The following is a 17,304-nucleotide window of genomic DNA, read 5'->3' on the forward strand; positions in this document are numbered from 1 at the left end:
CATGGCGACGATTCAAGACGTGTTGACGGCGGCCCTCTCCCACCATCAGGCCGGGCGGCTGAACGAGGCGGCGGCGGGCTACCGCGCGGTGCTGGACGCCGCGCCCAACCACGCCGACGCGGCCCATCTTCTCGGCGTCGCCCATCTCCAGGCCGGACAGGCCGACGAGGCGGAGCGCTGGATCCGCGCCGCCATCCAAAGCAACCGGCGCGCGCCCGATTATCACGACAATCTGGGCAGCGCCCTCAAGGCGCTGGGACGGCTGGAGGAGGCGGTGGCCGCGCACCGGCAGGCCATCCGGCTGCGCCCCGATTTCGCCCAGGCGCTTTACAATCTGGGCAACGCCCTCGACGCGCTGGGCCGCCGGGACGAGGCCGTCACCGCCTACCGGCAGGCCGCCGCCCGCCGCCCCGGCTACGCCAAGGCGCGCTTCAATCTGGGCAACGCTTTGACCGCGTTGGGGCGCCGGGACGAGGCGGACCAGGCGTTCCGCGCCGCCATCGCCGACGATCCAACCTTTGTCGAGGCGCGCGCCAACCGGGGATCCCTGCTGCTGGCGCTTGGCAAAGCGACCGAATCCATTGCCGCTTTGGCCCGCGCCTTGGCCCTGCGCCCGGATCACCCCACGGCGCTGACCAACCGGGCGGCGGCGCTTTTGGCCGCAGGCGACGCGACGGCGGCGGAAAGCGCCGCCCGCCGGGCGGCGCGCGCCTGCCCCGATCTGGCCGACGCCCGGCTGCGGTTGGGCGAAGCCCTGCACCGCGCCAACCGGCTGGCCGAGGCGGCGGACGCCTACACCGGCGCCCTCGCCCTCGCCCCCGATCTGGCGGAGGCGCTGGCCAACCTCGCCGTGGTCCGTCAAACCCAAGGTCTGCTTGACGAGGCCGAACGCGGCGACCGACGCGCTCTGATTCTGCGCCCGGATCTGGCGGAGGTCCGCTCCAACCTCGCCTATCTCCAACTCTTCCAACCCGGCGTGACGTTGGACAAGGTTCTGGCCGCGCACCGCGCCTGGGACGACGCCCATGGCGCGCCGCTGCGCGCGGGTTGGCCGAAGCCCACCGGCAAACGAAAATCCCCCGCCGCCGGGGCTGAGCCGCCGCTGACCGTCGGCATCCTGTCCGGCGATTTCCGCCGCCACCCCGCCGGTCAATTCGCCATCCGCGCGGTGGAGGCCCTTCCCGCCCACGGCGTTCGTCTGTTCCTCTACGCCAACCAGACCGAGGCCGACGATCTGACCGCCCGTTTCCGCGCGGCGGCCGAACGTTGGACGCCGGTCGCCGCTTTGTCCGACGCGGAGTTGGCGGAGCGGATCCGCGCCGACCGTCCCGACGTGTTGATTGATCTGGCCGGACACAACGCGCGCGGGCGGCCCGGCGTCTTCGCCCGCAAACCGGCGCCGATTCAGGTCGCGTGGTCGGGCTATATGGCGACCACCGGCATGGCGGCGATGGACGCCCTGATCGCCGACCGCCACCACGTCCCCGACGGGGCCGAGATTCATTACCGCGAGCGTGTCCTGCGCATGCCCGACGCCTTCATCGCCTATGATCCGCCCGACGGCGCGCCCGACGTGACGCCGCCGCCCTGCCTGTCCGGCGCGCCGGTCACGTTTGGATGCTTCAACATTCTGACCAAGCTGAACCCCGAGGTTCTGCGCGCTTGGTCGGCGATTCTGGCGCGGACGCCCGATTCCCGTCTGTTGATGAAAACCAAGGCGTTGTCTTGCCCAATCACCGCCGCCCTGTGGCGGGACCGGCTGGCCCAGGCCGGAATCGACGTCCGCCGGGTGACGATGATCGGGGCCAGCACCAATCTGGAGCATATGGGCTGGTGCGCCTCGGTCGATGTGGCGCTTGATCCCTTCCCCTTTTCCGGCAGCACGACGACCTTGGAAACCCTGTGGATGGGCGTGCCGGTGGTGACGTTGCCGGGAGACACCTTCTCAAGCCGTCATTCCCTGGCCTTTCTGACCGTCGCCGGAGTCGAGGGTTGCGTCGCGACGGACGAGGCGGCCTATGTGGACCTCGCGGTTGGTTGGGCAAGCGACCCAGAGCGCCTGACCGCCTTGCGCCACAGCCTGCGCGCGCGCATGGCCGCCGGGCCGCTGTGCGACGGAGACCGTCTGGCGGCGTCCTTGGCCGCCGCCCTGAAGCGTTTGGCGACTCAGCCCTCCACGGCGCGGCTCACCGAACATCCTGCGGATTGACCCGGATGAGGCGATCCCGTCGGTTTCCCGCTTCGCCTTTGTACTCGGCGTTCAGTCCCATGAATCGACGCTGACGATTTCAGGTGAAGGACACGCGAAACACGGCCCCCCCGCCAGAACGATCATCCACGCTGACCGTCGCGCCGTGAATGGCGGCGGTTTCCGCGACGATGGCCAAGCCCAGACCCGCCCCGCCCCGCCGAATCGTTCCCCGGCTGAACGGCTCGAACACATGGGGACGCAGGGAAGGCGGGACGCCGGGGCCATGATCGGCCACCTCCAACGCGGCGGGCGAGGCGTGGACCGTCACCTCGACGGTTTCGCCCGGCGGGCTGTGGCGCAAGGCGTTGTCGATCAGATTGCGCAGGGCGTCCTCCAAGGCGAAGGCGTCGCCGCGCACCGGAACCGGATGATCGGGCGCGTTCAGGGAAAGGCTCAGCCCCATGGACAGCGCCAGCGGAAACAGGCGAGCCACGGTGTCGCGTGCGACCACCACCAGATCGACGCCGTCCGTCACCGTGATCTGTCGAGCCTCCAACCGGGCGACGGCCAGCAATTGTTCGACCAGCCGCGCCATGCGGTCGATGTCCCGGCGCAGGGCCTCGCGGTCGGGCGACGGCGGTTGACCGTCGATGCGGGCGCGCAGCACGGCCAGCGGCGTGCGCAACTCGTGCGCGGCGTTGGCGGTGAAGCGCTTTTGCTGCTCCATCGCCCGCTCCAGAGCGGCGCGCGCCTCTTCCGCGTCGTCACGCAAGGCCTGCATCTGCCGCAGCGCGTCCAACCGACGCCGCAGGGAGCGATGCACCAGCCCAACCGCCACAGCGGTCGCCGCCAGCACCGCCGCCGCAAAAGTGGCGTAGGCGATGCGAAAAACCGCAGAGACCGATTCCATTGGGCCGGTGACGTCAAGATACAGCTCGAACACCCCAACTGGGCGACCGTCGCGCAGCACCGGCAGATACGCCTCGGCGATCAGCGACGGTTCGCCGTCGCTATGGAGGCTGTCGTCGGGGTCGGCGAACATCACGGTCGCGGCCCCCCGCTCGAAGGCGGCGCGGATGTAGGGTTTGTCATAGCGCCGCCCCGTCTTGCCGCCGCCGCTGTCGAACGCCACGATCAGATCCGCGCCGATCGCCAGCATGCGGTCGATGTGGGCGACCCGGCGCGCGAAACGCAGGACCGCGTCCTTTTCACCCCCCTCAATGCCGACAAAGCGTCCATCGTCGTCGAAGACGGTCAGCGCGTCGGCCAGCGCGGCGGTGAAATCGCGGGCCACAATCAGCGCATGGGCCTGCGTCACCCGTTCCGTCAACGCCCGCGAGGCGAGATAACCGCCGGCCAGAGCCAGCAACGTCACCGCGACGATGCCGACAATCAGGAACAGATCGCGCCGCCCAGCCTGAGCGATCACGGAACATCGCTCCCCACGACGCCATCATGTTTGATCGCGTCGGCCTTCATCAAATAGCCGACGCCGCGCACGACGTGGATCGTGACCCCCGCGCCCGCTTCGGACAGGCGTTTGCGCAGACGCGACACATGGGCCTCCAGCGCGTTGGACTCGGTTTCCTCGCCAAAACCATAGACGGCGCCGTCCAGAGCCTCCCGCGTCACCACCTTGCCCGCCCGACGCAACAGCGCTTCCAACACGGCCAATTCGCGACGGGGAACCGCCAGATCGCGCCCGTCCGCCGTCACCGCGCGGGTCGGCGTGTCGAACACGAGCGCCCCCAGCGTCAGCCGACTGCCGAGCGCCCCGCCCGGACGGCGCAGAACCGCGCCAATGCGCGCGGCCAATTCCTCCTGAGCGAAGGGCTTGGTCAGATAGTCGTCGGCCCCGACATTCAGCCCCCGCACCCGGTCGCCAATCGAATCGCGGGCGGTCAAGGCGATCACCGGCGTGCTGTCGGCGCCAGCCCGCATGTCGCGCAACACCGTCAAGCCGTCCTCGTCCGGCAGCCCAAGATCGAGCAGCACGACGTCGTAGCGGGTGGTGGCCATCGCCGCGCGCGCGTCCTCTCCGGTCGTCACGACGTCCACGGCGTAGCCGTCGCGCCGCAGATTGGCTTGCACCACGGCGGCAAGCTCCTCTTCGTCCTCAACGATCAGAAGGCGCATGGTCAACCGTCTTTCAAGCTGGCGTGAAAATGGCTCAAGGCGTCGCGGAGCCGACTGGCCTCATTGTCGACGCTTTTGGCCATATCCTCAATCCGGTCGGACGCCATTCCGGTTTCAAGGGCGGATTGGTTGACCGCCACAATGTTGTCGGCGACGGAGGCGACGCTGTCCGCCGTCCCCTGAATGCGCGCGCCAATGGCGGCGGAAATCTCACGTTGGGCGCGGGCGGCGGTGGCGATGTCGCGGGCGATGTCGTCGATTTCACGGATGGTGGCGCTGATTCGCTGGATCGCCTCGACCGCTTCGACGGTCGTCGTTTGAATGGCGCCGACCTGGGTCGATATTTCCTCGGTCGCTTTCGAGGTCTGGGTGGCGAGCGTCTTCACCTCGCTGGCGACGACGGCGAACCCCTTGCCCGCCTCGCCCGCCCGCGCCGCCTCGATGGTCGCGTTCAGCGCCAACAGGTTGGTTTGGCTGGCGATGTCGTTGATGAGACGGATCACGTCGCCGATCCGGTCCGCCGCTTTCGCCAACCCTTCAATGGTCTGGTTTGTCCGCTCGGCCTGCCCGACGGCGTCGGCGGCGATCCGGCTGGAATGGTCGATCCGACCGCCGACATCCTCGATCCTCTGGGCAAGTGCGACGGTTTGACCGATGACGTCCTCAATCTCGTCAGCCACCCGCCCGGTCTGCTGGTTGGCGTCGGCGCTGCGCCGGGCGGTGTCGGCCGCCGTGCGCGACACGCCGCCAGCGGTGGATTGCAGCCGCTCCGCCGACTGGGACAAGGCGCCGACGATGGTGCGAACGGTGTCGTCCAACGCTTGCGAGAAGGTCGCCAATTGGTCGCGCCGCCGGGTTTCCGCCGCTTTGCGGCTGGCGTCCGCCGCCGCCTGGTTGGCGGCCTGCTCGCGCTCCCGTTCCATCATGGAATCGGCGACCTGACGTTGCGACAGACGGATGACGCCGTCCGCCCGCCAGACCACCGCCATCAGAATGGCGAAGGCGATCGCTCCGCACACGCCCGTCACCGCGAGCAGAGTTTCAAACAGGCGGCGGCTGTTGGCGATGGTGCCGCCAATGTCGCTGTAGATTTCGATCACGCCGACCTGCCGGTCGTGATCGAGCAACGGCGCATAGGTGCCGATGGCGTCCGCCGTCGTCGAACGACCGCTCATGTCGATCAACGCCTTGCCCAGCGCCAGCTCGGTGTCCCAACCGCCACGGCTGGCGCGGGCGAAGGGGCCGATGGCGGCGTCCTTGCGCTCGCCAATGTTGGATTCGTCGGTCGAATAGACCGTGAAGCCGTCCAGCGTGAACAGTTTGACCTTCAACACCGGCAAACCCGCCGCAAGCGCCCGCAAGCCATTGCGCGCCGCCTCCGTTTCAGGGCGCCGCAAGATCGCCTCCCGCGTCTTCCCGTTCAACGTGGCGGCGTTTTCCGCGAAGGTCGCGCCCAGCGAATTCCCGATCAGCCGAGCGATCATCTCATTGATTCGGATGCCTTCGTCCAAAGCGTAACGCTGGGTCGCCCGGTCGAAGGTCAGCCACAAGGCCAGTCCGCTGAGAATGCTCAGCGCGACGGCGACCGACACGAACAGACGGACCAGAGGAAAGGCCCGATGAGGGGAGGACGGGGAGGTTGTCACAGCCGTTTCCTTCCAGTAATCATCGCCAGAATCAGGTTTTCCCGATGCCGCAGGCTTTCCAGAACCGCCGCCGCGACATGGATGGCGACCAGGACGATCAAACCGTTCGCCAACCCCTTATGCAGATCCTCGACCCATTCCACGCCCCAATAGGCGTCCAGCGTCATCATCCAGCCGGTGACGCCGATGGTGGTCAGCAGCGTCATCAGGGCGAGGATCATCACCGCCGCCGCCGGGTTGTGTCCAAGGAAGCGCGGTTCCCGTCCCCTTGCCATGGCGCCCAGATAGACGAGCAAGCCACGGGGGCCGGGAACGAAATCACGAAACCGGGCATGCCGGGAGCCGATGACGCCCCACATCAAACGCAGCGCGAGCAGCGCCATCACTCCATAGCCAAGCCAACGATGCGCAAGCTTGCCGTCGTTCAGAAGGGTGACGTTCAGCGCGCAGGCCCCAACGACCGACCAGTGAAACAATCGGACGAAGGGATCCCACACCCGGACGAAGCCTGAATCGGTCGATGGAATGAAGCGTGGGGCGGTCATCGGTTCTTTCCCCCGTTACTTGGCTTCGACGATGGCGCCGGTGACGGGGTGGAAGTAGACCTCCGCCTTCTTGCCGTCTTTGTCGAAACCATAGATCTCGTAGCAATTGCCCGAGGTCGTCTTGAACGTGCGGATGTCCTTGTAGCCCATGTCGGCGATCTTGGCCTTCATGGCGTCCTCGGTCATCCAGGCGGTCTTCGCCTCATCCGTGCATTTCGGCCCAGCCAGCGCGGGCGAGGCGGCGGCGAGCGCCCCCAGGCCAACCAGGGCGGAAACGGCCAGCGGACGGGCGAGGAAAGAGAAACGGGTCATCAAAGGAACTCCTGGGTTTTGAAAAGAGAATGAGAACGCTCAGGTGAAGAGGAACCAGTCGGCGTTGACTTGACTGGCCTGCACACCGGCCAGCGACAGCCAGTCGTTGGAACCGGCGATCGCCACCGCCGCGAAACCATCGGCCCCCGTCGACACCGTGTAGGCGGCGCCTGCGGTCAATCCGATGCGATCGCCCTCGGCGGCGTTGAAGTCGGTGACGAGGTCGCGACCGCCACCACGGTAAAGCTGGAAACGGTCGGCCCCGGCTCCCCCAGTCAGAAGATCCCGACCGAGGCCGCCATCAAGAACGTCGTTGCCGGCGCCGCCCAGCAACCAATCCTCGGAGCGTCCGCCGAACAGGGCATCATCACCGACGCCGCCAATCAGAATGTCTTCGCCACGCCCGCCAAGCAGCGTGTCGTTTCCATCGCCCCCCGACAGCCGGTCATTGGAAGCCCCGCCGAGCAGCGAGTCCGCGCCCGCTGTTCCCGAGACAAGGCCACGCCCCTGCAATTGGGTCAGAAGATCGGCTTCGGTCAGTTGGCTCAAAGGAGACGCCACGCCGTCATGACCGGCCTCGTCATCCCCAGCGCCATGTTGATCGGACGCATGGTCAGCGCCCAAACTCACCCAGTCGCTTTTCTTGTGGGAGTCGTCGCCCGATTCGGCATGGTGTTCGCTGTCGCTCTCGTGGTCTGTCTCGCTTTTGCGGACGCCCTTGTCTCGGCTCATCGATCGTCTCCATAGCTTTGGCTTCGATGACCGGAAGGCTATGGGGGAAGGCTGACGCCAACATTACGTCCGGCCCATTTTTAAAATGGACGCCGCCGATTGTTGGCTGTGGCGGTCGCCATCAAGCCGCTGAACCAAAGCGACGGGCGCGGCCTTCGTTGTCGGAAGCGGCATGGCTTGGGCCAACCGCATGTGGAAAATGACCTGCTTTTGATCGGGATCATCAATCCAATGAGACCGCAGACGTCACACCTGAGTCTGAAACTGTCCGGCCATGCTGATGCTGATGGAACCGCCCCAACTGCACAGGCATTTGCTGCCGTCGTCCAGGGTCGGCATCTTGCCGATCATCACCGTGGGAATGCCGGGCATCCAGGGGGCCGCCGTCATCGGGATGCAGGGCATCGGCGTCAACACCCCCAGCGCCGCCGCCGTCGCCGCCGCGACGGTGGGATTGGCCATGCTGTTGCACATGCCGAAGGGCAGGATGTTCATCATCGGCACGTAATCCATGACGTTGGCGGCGGGAACGCCCCCGGCCATCACGCAATTGGTCGGCAACACCGTCAGGCTGCCCGGCGCCAGCCCGAAGCTGCACTGGATCATCGCGCCCATCACAACCTGCATGCCCATGGCGATTCTCCTGGTTTTGTTTCACTTGCCCAGCAAACGGCCCAACAGCGACGTCTTGGTCGGCGCCGCCGGATCCTCGAAACGGGTCGGCCCTTCCACCGCCACGCCCGCGCGGAACAGCGTGCGTTCGGCGGGCGCGCCGCCGGGGTGGAATTCCAGCGACTCGCCGTCGGCCAGCCCATCCTTGTAGGGGGTGCGGCGACGCGGCGTTCCGTCGGGGAAATATTCGGTGGTCGGGCCGTGCTGGCGGTCGTTCTCATAGGCCATGCTGACCAGCGGCGCGCCGTCGGGCGAAAAACACTCGGTCAGCCCATGCTTGCGCCCCTGGACATAGCGCACGACCGACGCCAACCGCCCGGCCAGATCATAGCCGCGCAGTTCGCCATCCAACTGACCGGCGGCGTAGGTCAGTTCGGTTTGCAGCCGACCGTCGCGGAAGATCGTGGCGGGGCCGTCCGGCTGACCGGCCCGGTAGCCCATGCGCATCTGCACGCGCCCATCGGCGGCGTAGGCGATGAAGGGGCCGTCCATCGCCCCGTCGGCGTTGAGATGGGCGACCGACAGCAAACGCCCGTCCTCGGCGCGGGTTTCCACACGGGTCAGGCCGGGCGGCGGAGCCTCGTCGTTTGGAAGAGCGGCGGAATCGGAAGGTTGCGTCATCGTCCGTTCGTTGGGTTCAGTTCAACTGGATCAGCCCGCCCTTGACGGTGGTCATGCCGCCGCCGTCGATGGTGGCCTGGGCGCTGCCCTTCACCGTCACCGTCGCCCCGCCCTGAAGCGTCGCGCCGGTGTCGGCCTTCACCGTGGCGTTCATGCCCTGCAAGGTCGCGTCGCTGGTCGCCTTGGCCGTCAGCGCGGCGGAGGAGGTGAGGTTCATCGCCTGCCCCGAACTCATCGTCAGCCCCTTGCCCGCCTTGATGGTCACGGCGCCGCTGGCTTCGATGGTGATGTCGCCGTCCACCTTCAGGGTGTAATCCTTGGTCACGTTCTGGGTGAAGGCGTCCTTGTTGGTGCGGGTTTCCGCCCCCTCCACCGTCACGCCGCGCGTGCCCTTGACCGAATGGGTCTCGTTGCCCTTGGAAATCGCCGAGGTGCGGTTGCCTTCGGTGACGGTCAGCGTGTCGTTGCCCTTGGTGATGGTGACGGAACGGTTGCCCTTGTTCAGCGTCAGCGTGTCGTCGGCGGCGTCCACCGTGGTGGTGCGGCTGTTGTTGATGAGGACGGTCATGTCCTTTTGCGCCTGGACGAAGATCTCCTCCGAATCCGCCTTGTCCTCAAAGCGGATTTCGTTGAAGCCCTTGCCGCCTTCGGAGCTGTTGGACTTGATCGTGCTTTTGGTCTGGTCGTCGGTCAGGGTGTAGGGCGTGGTGTTGGTGCCGTTGTAGACGCAGCCGGTGATGATCGGTTGGTCGGGGTTGCCGTCGAGGAAGCTGACGATCACCTCCATGCCGACGCGCGGCAGGAAGAAGCTGCCCCAGCCCTTGCCCGCCCAGCCCTGCGCCACCCGCACCCAGCAGGAGCTGTTTTCGTCGTTCTTGCCCAACTGGTCCCAATAGAACTGAACCTTCACCCGGCCATACTGGTCGGTGTAGATCTCCTTGCCCGATTTGCCGACGACGATGGCGGGCTGGGTTCCGGCGATGCGCGGCGCGACGGCCCGACGCGGCGGGCGGTAGACGGTGGCCGAAGGCAACGCGGAAAAGCGGTTGTCATACTCCCGGTAGGTGGCGCGGTGCTGAACCGCGTGCAACACCCAATCGGCGTTCAGATCGGCGCGCGGGTGGCCGGACAGGGTGAATTTCTGCCCCGCCGTGAAGCCGCGCACGACGCTGGCGCCGCTCAGCCGCTTGGCGTCGGCCTGCAAGGCGGCCAAACGGATGCTGGCGAAGCCGTCGCCCTGCCCCTTGCTGGTGTAATTGCCGGGGTAATCATAGATTTGCGGCGCGCCGGATTTTCCGCTGACGCTGGCCTTCAACTCGGTCGCGGGCGTGATGAAGTTGTAGTCGTCGGCCTGATAAGCGCCGCTGGTGACGGCCTGCTCCAGCGAGCAACTCGTCACATGCGCCCCATCCACCCAATCCTTGCCGCCCGGCAGCGCCATGTAGGGCACCGGCGACACCCCCGCCACCGCCGTGAAGGCGGAGGAATCATCGGCCAGCACCAACGTGTGGGTTCCCGCCGCGTGGGTGAAGAAATAGCAAATGCCTTCCTCCTCCATCAGCCGCGAAACGAAATTCAGGCAGGTCTCGCCATACTGCACGCAGTAATCGCGTTTGGTGTAGGTGGCGGTCGTCGAATCCTTGACGTCGCTGTAGCCCAGCGTTGAGAACACCTTCTTGATGATCTCGACGGCGGTCATCGTCTGGTAAATGCAATTGTCGCTGCTCAGCCCCAACATCCACAGCCAGGGGCGCAATTCGGCGACGTAGGAGGTCGCCGTCTGCACCACGCGGACGCACAGTCCGTCGATGATCCGCTTGGCCCCCGCCCCATCGACCAGCGTCACCGTCAGATGCGCGCCGACCAGCTTGGACAGATCCAAATCCTGCGCGCCGCTGGCCGACTGCATGACCAGCGTGAAGTCGAACAGGTCGGAGACATATTCGCTGCCGCTGAACTCCGTCAGAATCAGCGCGTCCTTGCCCAACGGCGTGCTGACCGACAGCGAGGCGTTGTCTTGCGTGGTGGCCTTGTCGCTCACGATGAGGCTTTCACAAGGGGGGCTTTCACGGGGGGCGCCTAAACGCGGAAGGAGGGAAGACCGAAGGTGTAGCGCAGCCCGCCAAAGGCGTCGAGATCGACATGGACCAGCTCAACCGGCGCGTCCTCGGCCAGACGGGACAGCAATTCGGTGGACAGCTCCGGCAGCAGGGTGTTGGTCAGCAGATGGTCGATGGCCCGCGCGCCCGCGTCGGTCGCCGCGCAGCGGGCGGCGATGTGCGACACCACGGCGTCGGCGTAGGTCAGCTCCGCCCGATGGGCTTCCAACAGGCGTTCCTGCACCCGCGCCAGCTTCAGCCGAACAATGGCGTGGATGCGCGGCTCGTCCAACGGCGCATAGGGCGCCACCACCATGCGGCCCAGCAGCGCCGGTTTGAAATGGCGCGTCAGTTCGGGGCGGATCGCCTCGGCCAACCGATCCGCCGCCGTCACCCCGCCCGCCGCCAGCCGGGCGATGGTGTCGGCGCCCAGGTTGGACGTCAGCAGGATCAGCGTGTTCTTGAAATCGACCACCACCCCTTCGCTGTCCTCCAGCGTGCCCTTGTCGAACACCTGATAGAACAGCTCCAGCACGTCGGGATGGGCTTTTTCCACCTCGTCCAGCAACACCACCGAATAAGGCGCGCGGCGCACCGCCTCGGTCAGCACGCCGCCCTTGCCGAAGCCGACATAGCCCGGCGGCGCGCCCTTCAGGCCGGACACCGAATGGGCCTCCTGATACTCCGACATGTTGATGGTGATGAGGCTGCGCTCGCCGCCGAACAGCAGATCGGCCAGGGTCAGCGCGGTTTCGGTTTTGCCGACGCCGGACGGTCCAACCAACAGAAAGACTCCGGTCGGCTTGCCCGGCTCGCCCAGCCCGGCGAAATAGGTGCGGATGCGCCGGGCCACCGCGTCGAGCGCGGCGTCCTGACCGACCACCCGCTCGCCCATCCTAGCGCGCAGGGAGCGCACGGCGTCGAGATTGTCGGTCATCATCCGCCCAACCGGAATGCCGGTCCAGCCCGCGACGACCGCCGCCACGGCGCGGCGATCAACCGATGACGACGCCAACGGCTCGTCATCCTCTTGCACCAGCTCCAGCTCCAGCCGCAGCCCGTCCAGTTCCGCCCGCGCCTGGAGATAGGCCGCGCCGTTGAGATCGGGCAGAGCGTCTTCCAGCGCGTTGATGCGGGCGACCATCTCAACCTCCTGCCGCCAGCGAGCCTCAAGGCGATGGCCGTCCTCCTCAATGGCGGCGCGGACGTCGGCCAACCGCTCCATCCGCTCGGCGTGGTCGCGGCCAGCGGCGCTTTCCCGCGCCAGCAGGGCCAGTTCGGCGGCGTAATCGGCGGCCCGGCGCTGGGCCTCCTGCAACTCCGGCGGCGGGGCGGTTTGGGCCAGCGCCACGCGGGCGCAAGCGGTGTCGAGCACGCCCACCGCCTTGTCCGGCAATTGCCGGTCGGTGATGTAGCGGTGGGACAGCCGCACCGCCTCCACCACCGCCTCATCCAGAACGCGCACGCCGTGGTGCGCCTCCAGCGTCGGCGCCAGCGCGCGCAGCATGGCGGCGGCGGTCGCCTCGTCCGGTTCGGCCACCTTGACCAGTTGGAAACGGCGGGCCAACGCCGGATCCTTTTCAAAATAACGTTTGTATTCGGCCCAGGTCGTCGCCGCGATGGTGCGCAGCTCGCCGCGCGCCAAGGCCGGTTTCAGCAGATTGGCGGCGTCGCCCTGCCCCGCCGCGCCACCGGCGCCGACCAGCGTGTGCGCCTCGTCGATGAACAGGATCACGGTGTGAGGGGCGGCGGCGACCTCGGCGATCACCTGTTTCAGGCGGTTCTCGAACTCGCCCCGAACGCCCGCCCCCGCCTGAAGCAGCCCCAGATCAAGAATCCGCACCGACACCCCGCGCAAGGACGGCGGCACCGCCCCCGCCGCGACCTGTTGGGCGAACCCTTCGACCACCGCCGTTTTGCCGACGCCGGGATCGCCGGTGAGGATTGGGTTGTTCTGCCGCCGTCGCATCAAAATATCGACGACCTGGCGTATTTCCGCGTCGCGCCCGACGATGGGGTCGATCCGCCCAGCCCGCGCCTGCGCGGTCAGGTCAATGGTGTAGGCGTCGAGCGCCGGGGTTTTCGACGGCCCCGTCGCGCCCGTCGTCGGCGCCATGGAGTTGGCCGACTCAGCAGGGCCGCCGGTCGGTCCGCCCTGATCCTCCCCCCCGCCGCGCAGCAGGTTCGGCAACTCCTCCAACAGGGCGCCGCGCGGGATGCGGGCCAACGTCGGCGCGGCCTCCAGCGCCATGCCCCGCAACAGGTCATCGTCCAGCAGCGCCGCCAGGATCGCCCCGGACCGGATCGCCGCCCCGCCCAGCCGCAGCGACGACACCACCCAGGCGCGTTCCAGCAAGCGCAACAGATGTTCGGAGAAGGCCGGGGTCTGCCGGTTGCCGCGCGGCAGCCGTTCCAGCGAACGCATCAGGTCGGCGGACAGCCCCCCGGCTTCGACCCCGTAATGCCGCAGCAGGCGGGCGACGTCGGAGTCGGGCAGCGCCACGAGGCAATGCAGCAGATGCTGCACCTCCACCGCGAAATGGGTCTGCGTCAGACACAACTGCGCCGCCGTCTCAAGCGCGCGCTTGGCCGTGGGGTTCAGCTTGCCGATGAGGGGCTTCAGCGGGGACATGGCGCCACCTGATCGTTGTCGCAAACCCCGCTCGTCAGCCCCTTCACAGCCGCTCCTAAATATCCAATGTTGCCGTATGCAGCTTAAGTTCTTCGACCCACGCCTTCAACAGATCCGTGACGCCTTGATGCATTCTTGAATAATTTGTCGAATTTGACACCGAAGTCATTTTGTGCATTGACTTATGAAGATCCGTATTTGTCGATTCTTGCGACCCATGACCCGCATGCAACAGATTGAACGACTTTATTTGCAAGTCTGGGAATTTACTTTTTAACAACACATGATGCTTGTTGATAAAATCGGTCTTAATTTTTATAATCAATTCATTTTGATCTGGATCAACCATTCCTATTTGATCGAGCATTCTGCGAAGTTCATATCCAAATTTGCTCCCTACATCACTGTAAAGACTGCTTCTTGTCTTTTTAACCGCTGAAGACCACGCATCAGCCAAAATTCCATTGCTGCTGAAGATGTATTTTGTCAGAGCCGACAGCATATTTTCGATTTCGCCCTTGTACATCGCGACGCCGTCATTTCCCTTGTCTTCCTCATCAACGATCAGCTCAACCAATGCGTTGATTTCTTGGCTTTTCAACTTCTGAAACGCCGTAACCACGCCTTCGCCCAGTTGATAAAGCCAATAGGCGATCATTGGCCGATTGTTGTTCGTCAGCGACAGGCTCTGCATGCGCTGTATCGCGCCGGTCAACGGGCGCTGAACGGATCGGGCCGCGTTCAGGGGATGAACGTGCGGCGCGCGCGGCCCCGGATGCGAAGCGTTCCCCGCAACAGGCCGCGCCTGAACCGTCGCCCCAAAGGAGGATGGCGGATTTTCCCGCTGCGCCGGTCGCCACGCTGGAGGAGGAGGACCCGGCGGCTGGATCGAAGAGAGCGCTTTCTTGGCCTGCGCCGTCGCCAGCGTCCCAACCCGCGCCTGGACATGGGAAGCCAGCGGCTTTCCCGCCAAGGTCAGCGATTCTGAAACCACTCCTGGCGCAGGACGCGCCCCAACCGACGGGGCGCGATGAGTTGGATTCCGCGCTGAGTGTTTGGTCATACGATCACGCCTCTTCTATCGGTCATTCGCGGAACCGAGCCGTCAAATCTTCCGATAGAACTGCCGTGGCGTGGCGCCCCGAACCGCATCAAACTCGTCAACCCCCGCCGCATGCGCCACCTCGGCGACAAACGCCGTGCATTGGCCGTTCGCCAAGCTGAAATTGCCGCCCTTTGATTGGCGCTGTTCAACCTTCGCCATCGCCGCTTTGGCCTGCTCCGCCGAAATCGGGATGCTGCGGGTGCGCACGCCGGGCTTGGCGAAGGCGCTTTCGTCGCGGTGAACCCGCCCCGGCACGCCGGTGGTCAGGCGGCCCAGATCGCGTTTGGCGTCCAAACCGGACAGGTTGGCGGGGGAAAAGCCCCAGGCTTCGCGCTTGCCGCCGGGCCGCTCGACGGCGACGAAGCCATGCCCGGCCATCGCGTCGGGCAAGCCTGATTCCTGGTGCAGATACGCCCCGACGATCAGGCGGTAGCCCGATCCGACCGCCGCCCCGGCTTTGGGTTGCCCGACACTCGGCGAGACCGCCGGAAGCTGGCCCGGCTTGGGCGAGGCCATCTTGGCCTGAAGGCTGGGCGCGACGACGTGCGAGGCGGCGCGCAGGCCCATCCGGTCGGCCTCCGACTCCAGCGAGGGATCCTGCACCACGGCGATGCCGTTGCCGAACGGGTTGCGCACCCGGCCCGCCCGTTGCTGAACCACATGGGTCAACTCGTGCCCCAACAATTGCTGGCCCTGCGGGGTGTCCGGGTTGTATTGCCCCGGCGCGAAATAAAGGTTGGAACCAAGCGTGAAGGCCAGCGCGCCGATGGACGGCGCCTCCGCCCCGACATGCACGCGAACGTCGGAAAAATCGGTCTTGAAGAAGGATTCCATCTTCTGCCGCACCGACTCGGGCAAGGGCCGTCCACCCGCGCCCATGCGGAGCAAACCCGAGGGCAGTTGTTGCGCGTTGCCCTGCGCCATCGGCTGCGCCGTTCCCGTGCGGCCCGCCATCGGCAAGCGCGGCCCGGACGCGGCGAATCGGCCCTGTATGACGCGACCTGACATTTCCTGATCCCGCAGAGCTTGAGACGGCATGGAACACACCTCCCGCGCGTTGTTCCATCTTCCCGGAGCACGCGCGCGCTGTCAATGCGCCGTCAACGGCTCTCAGTCCGCCGCCATCAGCCGACCGACGCCGGTGGAGCGCCGCAGGTTCGACAGCATGTCGGCGGCCAGATCAGCTTCCCCGGCAAAAGATCCGCGCGGCTCGCCCGGACTGTCCTGCGCCAGCAGGGCGGCGGCGGCGCGGCTCAGCGTGTCGGCGGCGTCCGGGTTGTGGGTCAGCAAGACGCGCAACGTGTCCATGGTGATCTCGCCGACCAGCGTTTCGGTGCGGCAACGCACGGTTTCACCGTGAGTCGTACCAAGCAGCAGCGCGTCGACGCCGACCAAACGTCCCGGCCCCAACGGCGCCGGGGGCGGGGCCGCCGCGCGCCCACGCGGGGCCTCGGCGGTCATCAACCCTTCAATGATGATGTGGAAGGCCACCGCCGCCTCCCCCGCCTGAACCAGCGTCAACCCGGCTGGCAAGCGGCGTTGACGGATCTCAGCGGCCAGCACACGACGGTCGGACACCGACAGGGCGCTCATCGGCGCGGTGGTCGCCAGCAATCGGGATAGGCCGTCAACGTCCACCGTCCGCCCGGCGACGCTCATCGGATCGCCCGCCGCGCGCTCCCCCTTCGGCCAGGCCGGGCGCAGACCGGCGCGGTCGAGATGACGCAAAATCTGCTCCAGAATCAGGCTGCGCACCCGATAACGCCGGTCGATGGGCGGGCTGAAAAACACCGCGTATTCCACCCCATGCGGGGTGATCGCCCGCACCCGGCTGTAAGGCGGCGGCGCGTCGGGCAAGGCGTAGGGCAGGATCGCCTCAATCGCCGCCGCCTCCAGAATGCGCAGGACGCGCTCCGTCGGCACGGTGGCGTCGAGCGTCACCGTGGTCATAAACTCGAACCACGGATTCGGCAGCGAGTGGTTGGTGATGGTCGAGGCGGCGATCCGGCTGTTGGGCACGATCACCAGATTGCCCGCGTCGTCGCGCAGCCGCGTGCTGCGCCAACTGATTTCGGCGATGCGCCCTTCCAACACCGTGTCGCCCGCCTTGTGCAGCACCACATGGTCGCCGATCTTGATCGGACGGTCGAGGTTCAGCGCCAACCCGGTGAAGATGTCGAGCAGCAATTCCCGCAGCGCCATGCCCAAGACGACGCCCGCGACGCCCGACGCGGCCCACAAAACCGTCAGATCCTGTTTGAAGACGAAGCCCGCGATGGCGCCGAAGGACAGCAGGAAGATCAACAGGCCCGACAATTGGCTGAGCAGGCGCGGCACCGGCGCGCCCAACGCCGCCGCGACCAACCCGTCGAGCAGGACATACTGCACGACCCGTTGCAGCAGCATGCCCAAGGACAGGATCAACCCGACGCTGAGCGCGTAGCCCAGCACGCGCCAACCACTTTCCAGCGCCTCCGCCCCGGCGGCCTGATAGGCGCTGCCCTCCAGATACAGGGCGCCGCCCAACAGCAAACACCCGGCCAGCGGCAACAGCAGCTTGTTCAGCCGGGAAATGATGGTCGGCACGGGCATCGGGCGGCAGGCTCCTTACAC

At 66.5% G+C, this 17,304-nt stretch carries 14 protein-coding genes; 1 reads left to right on the forward strand and 13 read right to left on the reverse strand.

Going from position 1 to position 17,304, the window contains the following annotated elements; genetic code table 11:
* Position 1: 1 nt before the first annotated feature.
* A complete protein-coding gene (locus ACODS4_RS17820; protein ID WP_488866009.1) occupies positions 2–2,209 on the forward strand; it encodes an O-linked N-acetylglucosamine transferase, SPINDLY family protein in 2,208 nt (735 codons plus the stop codon).
* A 79-nt stretch (positions 2,210–2,288) separates the two neighbouring features.
* Here ACODS4_RS17820 and ACODS4_RS17825 read toward each other — a convergent pair whose 3' ends face one another.
* The 13 genes from ACODS4_RS17825 to ACODS4_RS17885 all read right to left on the reverse strand — a co-directional run bounded on the left by ACODS4_RS17825 (position 2,289) and on the right by ACODS4_RS17885 (position 17,283).
* The gene (locus ACODS4_RS17825; RefSeq protein WP_488866011.1) at positions 2,289–3,620 is read right to left on the reverse strand and encodes a sensor histidine kinase; all 1,332 of its coding nucleotides are present in this window, start codon (positions 3,618–3,620) and stop codon (positions 2,289–2,291) included.
* Positions 3,617–4,327, reverse strand: coding sequence for a response regulator transcription factor (locus ACODS4_RS17830; protein ID WP_488866013.1), 711 nt, complete (start codon positions 4,325–4,327; stop codon positions 3,617–3,619). The genes ACODS4_RS17825 and ACODS4_RS17830 overlap by 4 nt, the downstream gene beginning before the upstream one ends.
* Positions 4,328–4,329: 2 nt before the next feature.
* Positions 4,330–5,973 (reverse strand): methyl-accepting chemotaxis protein, encoded by a 1,644-nt coding sequence (locus ACODS4_RS17835; RefSeq protein ID WP_488866015.1) that lies wholly within the window; start codon positions 5,971–5,973, stop codon positions 4,330–4,332.
* Complete coding sequence (locus ACODS4_RS17840; protein ID WP_488866017.1) at positions 5,970–6,518, reverse strand: cytochrome b/b6 domain-containing protein; 549 nt, start codon at positions 6,516–6,518, stop codon at positions 5,970–5,972. The genes ACODS4_RS17835 and ACODS4_RS17840 overlap by 4 nt, the downstream gene beginning before the upstream one ends.
* Before the next feature lie 15 nt (positions 6,519–6,533).
* Positions 6,534–6,830 carry a PepSY domain-containing protein gene (locus ACODS4_RS17845; RefSeq protein ID WP_488866019.1) on the reverse strand — a complete coding sequence of 99 codons (297 nt, stop codon included), beginning with the start codon at positions 6,828–6,830 and terminating at the stop codon, positions 6,534–6,536.
* A 39-nt stretch (positions 6,831–6,869) separates the two neighbouring features.
* Complete coding sequence (locus tag ACODS4_RS17850; RefSeq protein WP_488866021.1) at positions 6,870–7,562, reverse strand: calcium-binding protein; 693 nt, start codon at positions 7,560–7,562, stop codon at positions 6,870–6,872.
* Positions 7,563–7,808: 246 nt separating this feature from the next.
* On the reverse strand, positions 7,809–8,195 hold the full coding sequence (locus ACODS4_RS17855; protein WP_488866023.1) for a DUF4280 domain-containing protein: 387 nt from the start codon (positions 8,193–8,195) through the stop codon (positions 7,809–7,811).
* A gap of 21 nt (positions 8,196–8,216) precedes the next feature.
* On the reverse strand, positions 8,217–8,855 hold the full coding sequence (locus ACODS4_RS17860; protein WP_488866025.1) for a toxin-antitoxin system YwqK family antitoxin: 639 nt from the start codon (positions 8,853–8,855) through the stop codon (positions 8,217–8,219).
* A 16-nt stretch (positions 8,856–8,871) separates the two neighbouring features.
* Positions 8,872–10,896: a type VI secretion system Vgr family protein gene (locus ACODS4_RS17865; RefSeq protein ID WP_488866027.1), complete on the reverse strand. Its 2,025-nt coding sequence runs from the start codon at positions 10,894–10,896 to the stop codon at positions 8,872–8,874.
* A gap of 38 nt (positions 10,897–10,934) precedes the next feature.
* Positions 10,935–13,586, reverse strand: coding sequence for a type VI secretion system ATPase TssH (tssH, locus tag ACODS4_RS17870; RefSeq protein ID WP_488866029.1), 2,652 nt, complete (start codon positions 13,584–13,586; stop codon positions 10,935–10,937).
* 55 nt (positions 13,587–13,641) lie between these two features.
* Positions 13,642–14,649: a hypothetical protein gene (locus ACODS4_RS17875; protein WP_488866031.1), complete on the reverse strand. Its 1,008-nt coding sequence runs from the start codon at positions 14,647–14,649 to the stop codon at positions 13,642–13,644.
* Between the two features lie 42 nt (positions 14,650–14,691).
* Complete coding sequence (locus tag ACODS4_RS17880) at positions 14,692–15,729, reverse strand: eCIS core domain-containing protein (RefSeq protein ID WP_488866033.1); 1,038 nt, start codon at positions 15,727–15,729, stop codon at positions 14,692–14,694.
* A 72-nt stretch (positions 15,730–15,801) separates the two neighbouring features.
* Positions 15,802–17,283 carry a mechanosensitive ion channel family protein gene (locus ACODS4_RS17885; protein WP_488866035.1) on the reverse strand — a complete coding sequence of 494 codons (1,482 nt, stop codon included), beginning with the start codon at positions 17,281–17,283 and terminating at the stop codon, positions 15,802–15,804.
* Positions 17,284–17,304 lie beyond the last annotated feature (21 nt).

The sequence above is a fragment of the Azospirillum sp. FG154 genome (assembly GCF_057809575.1).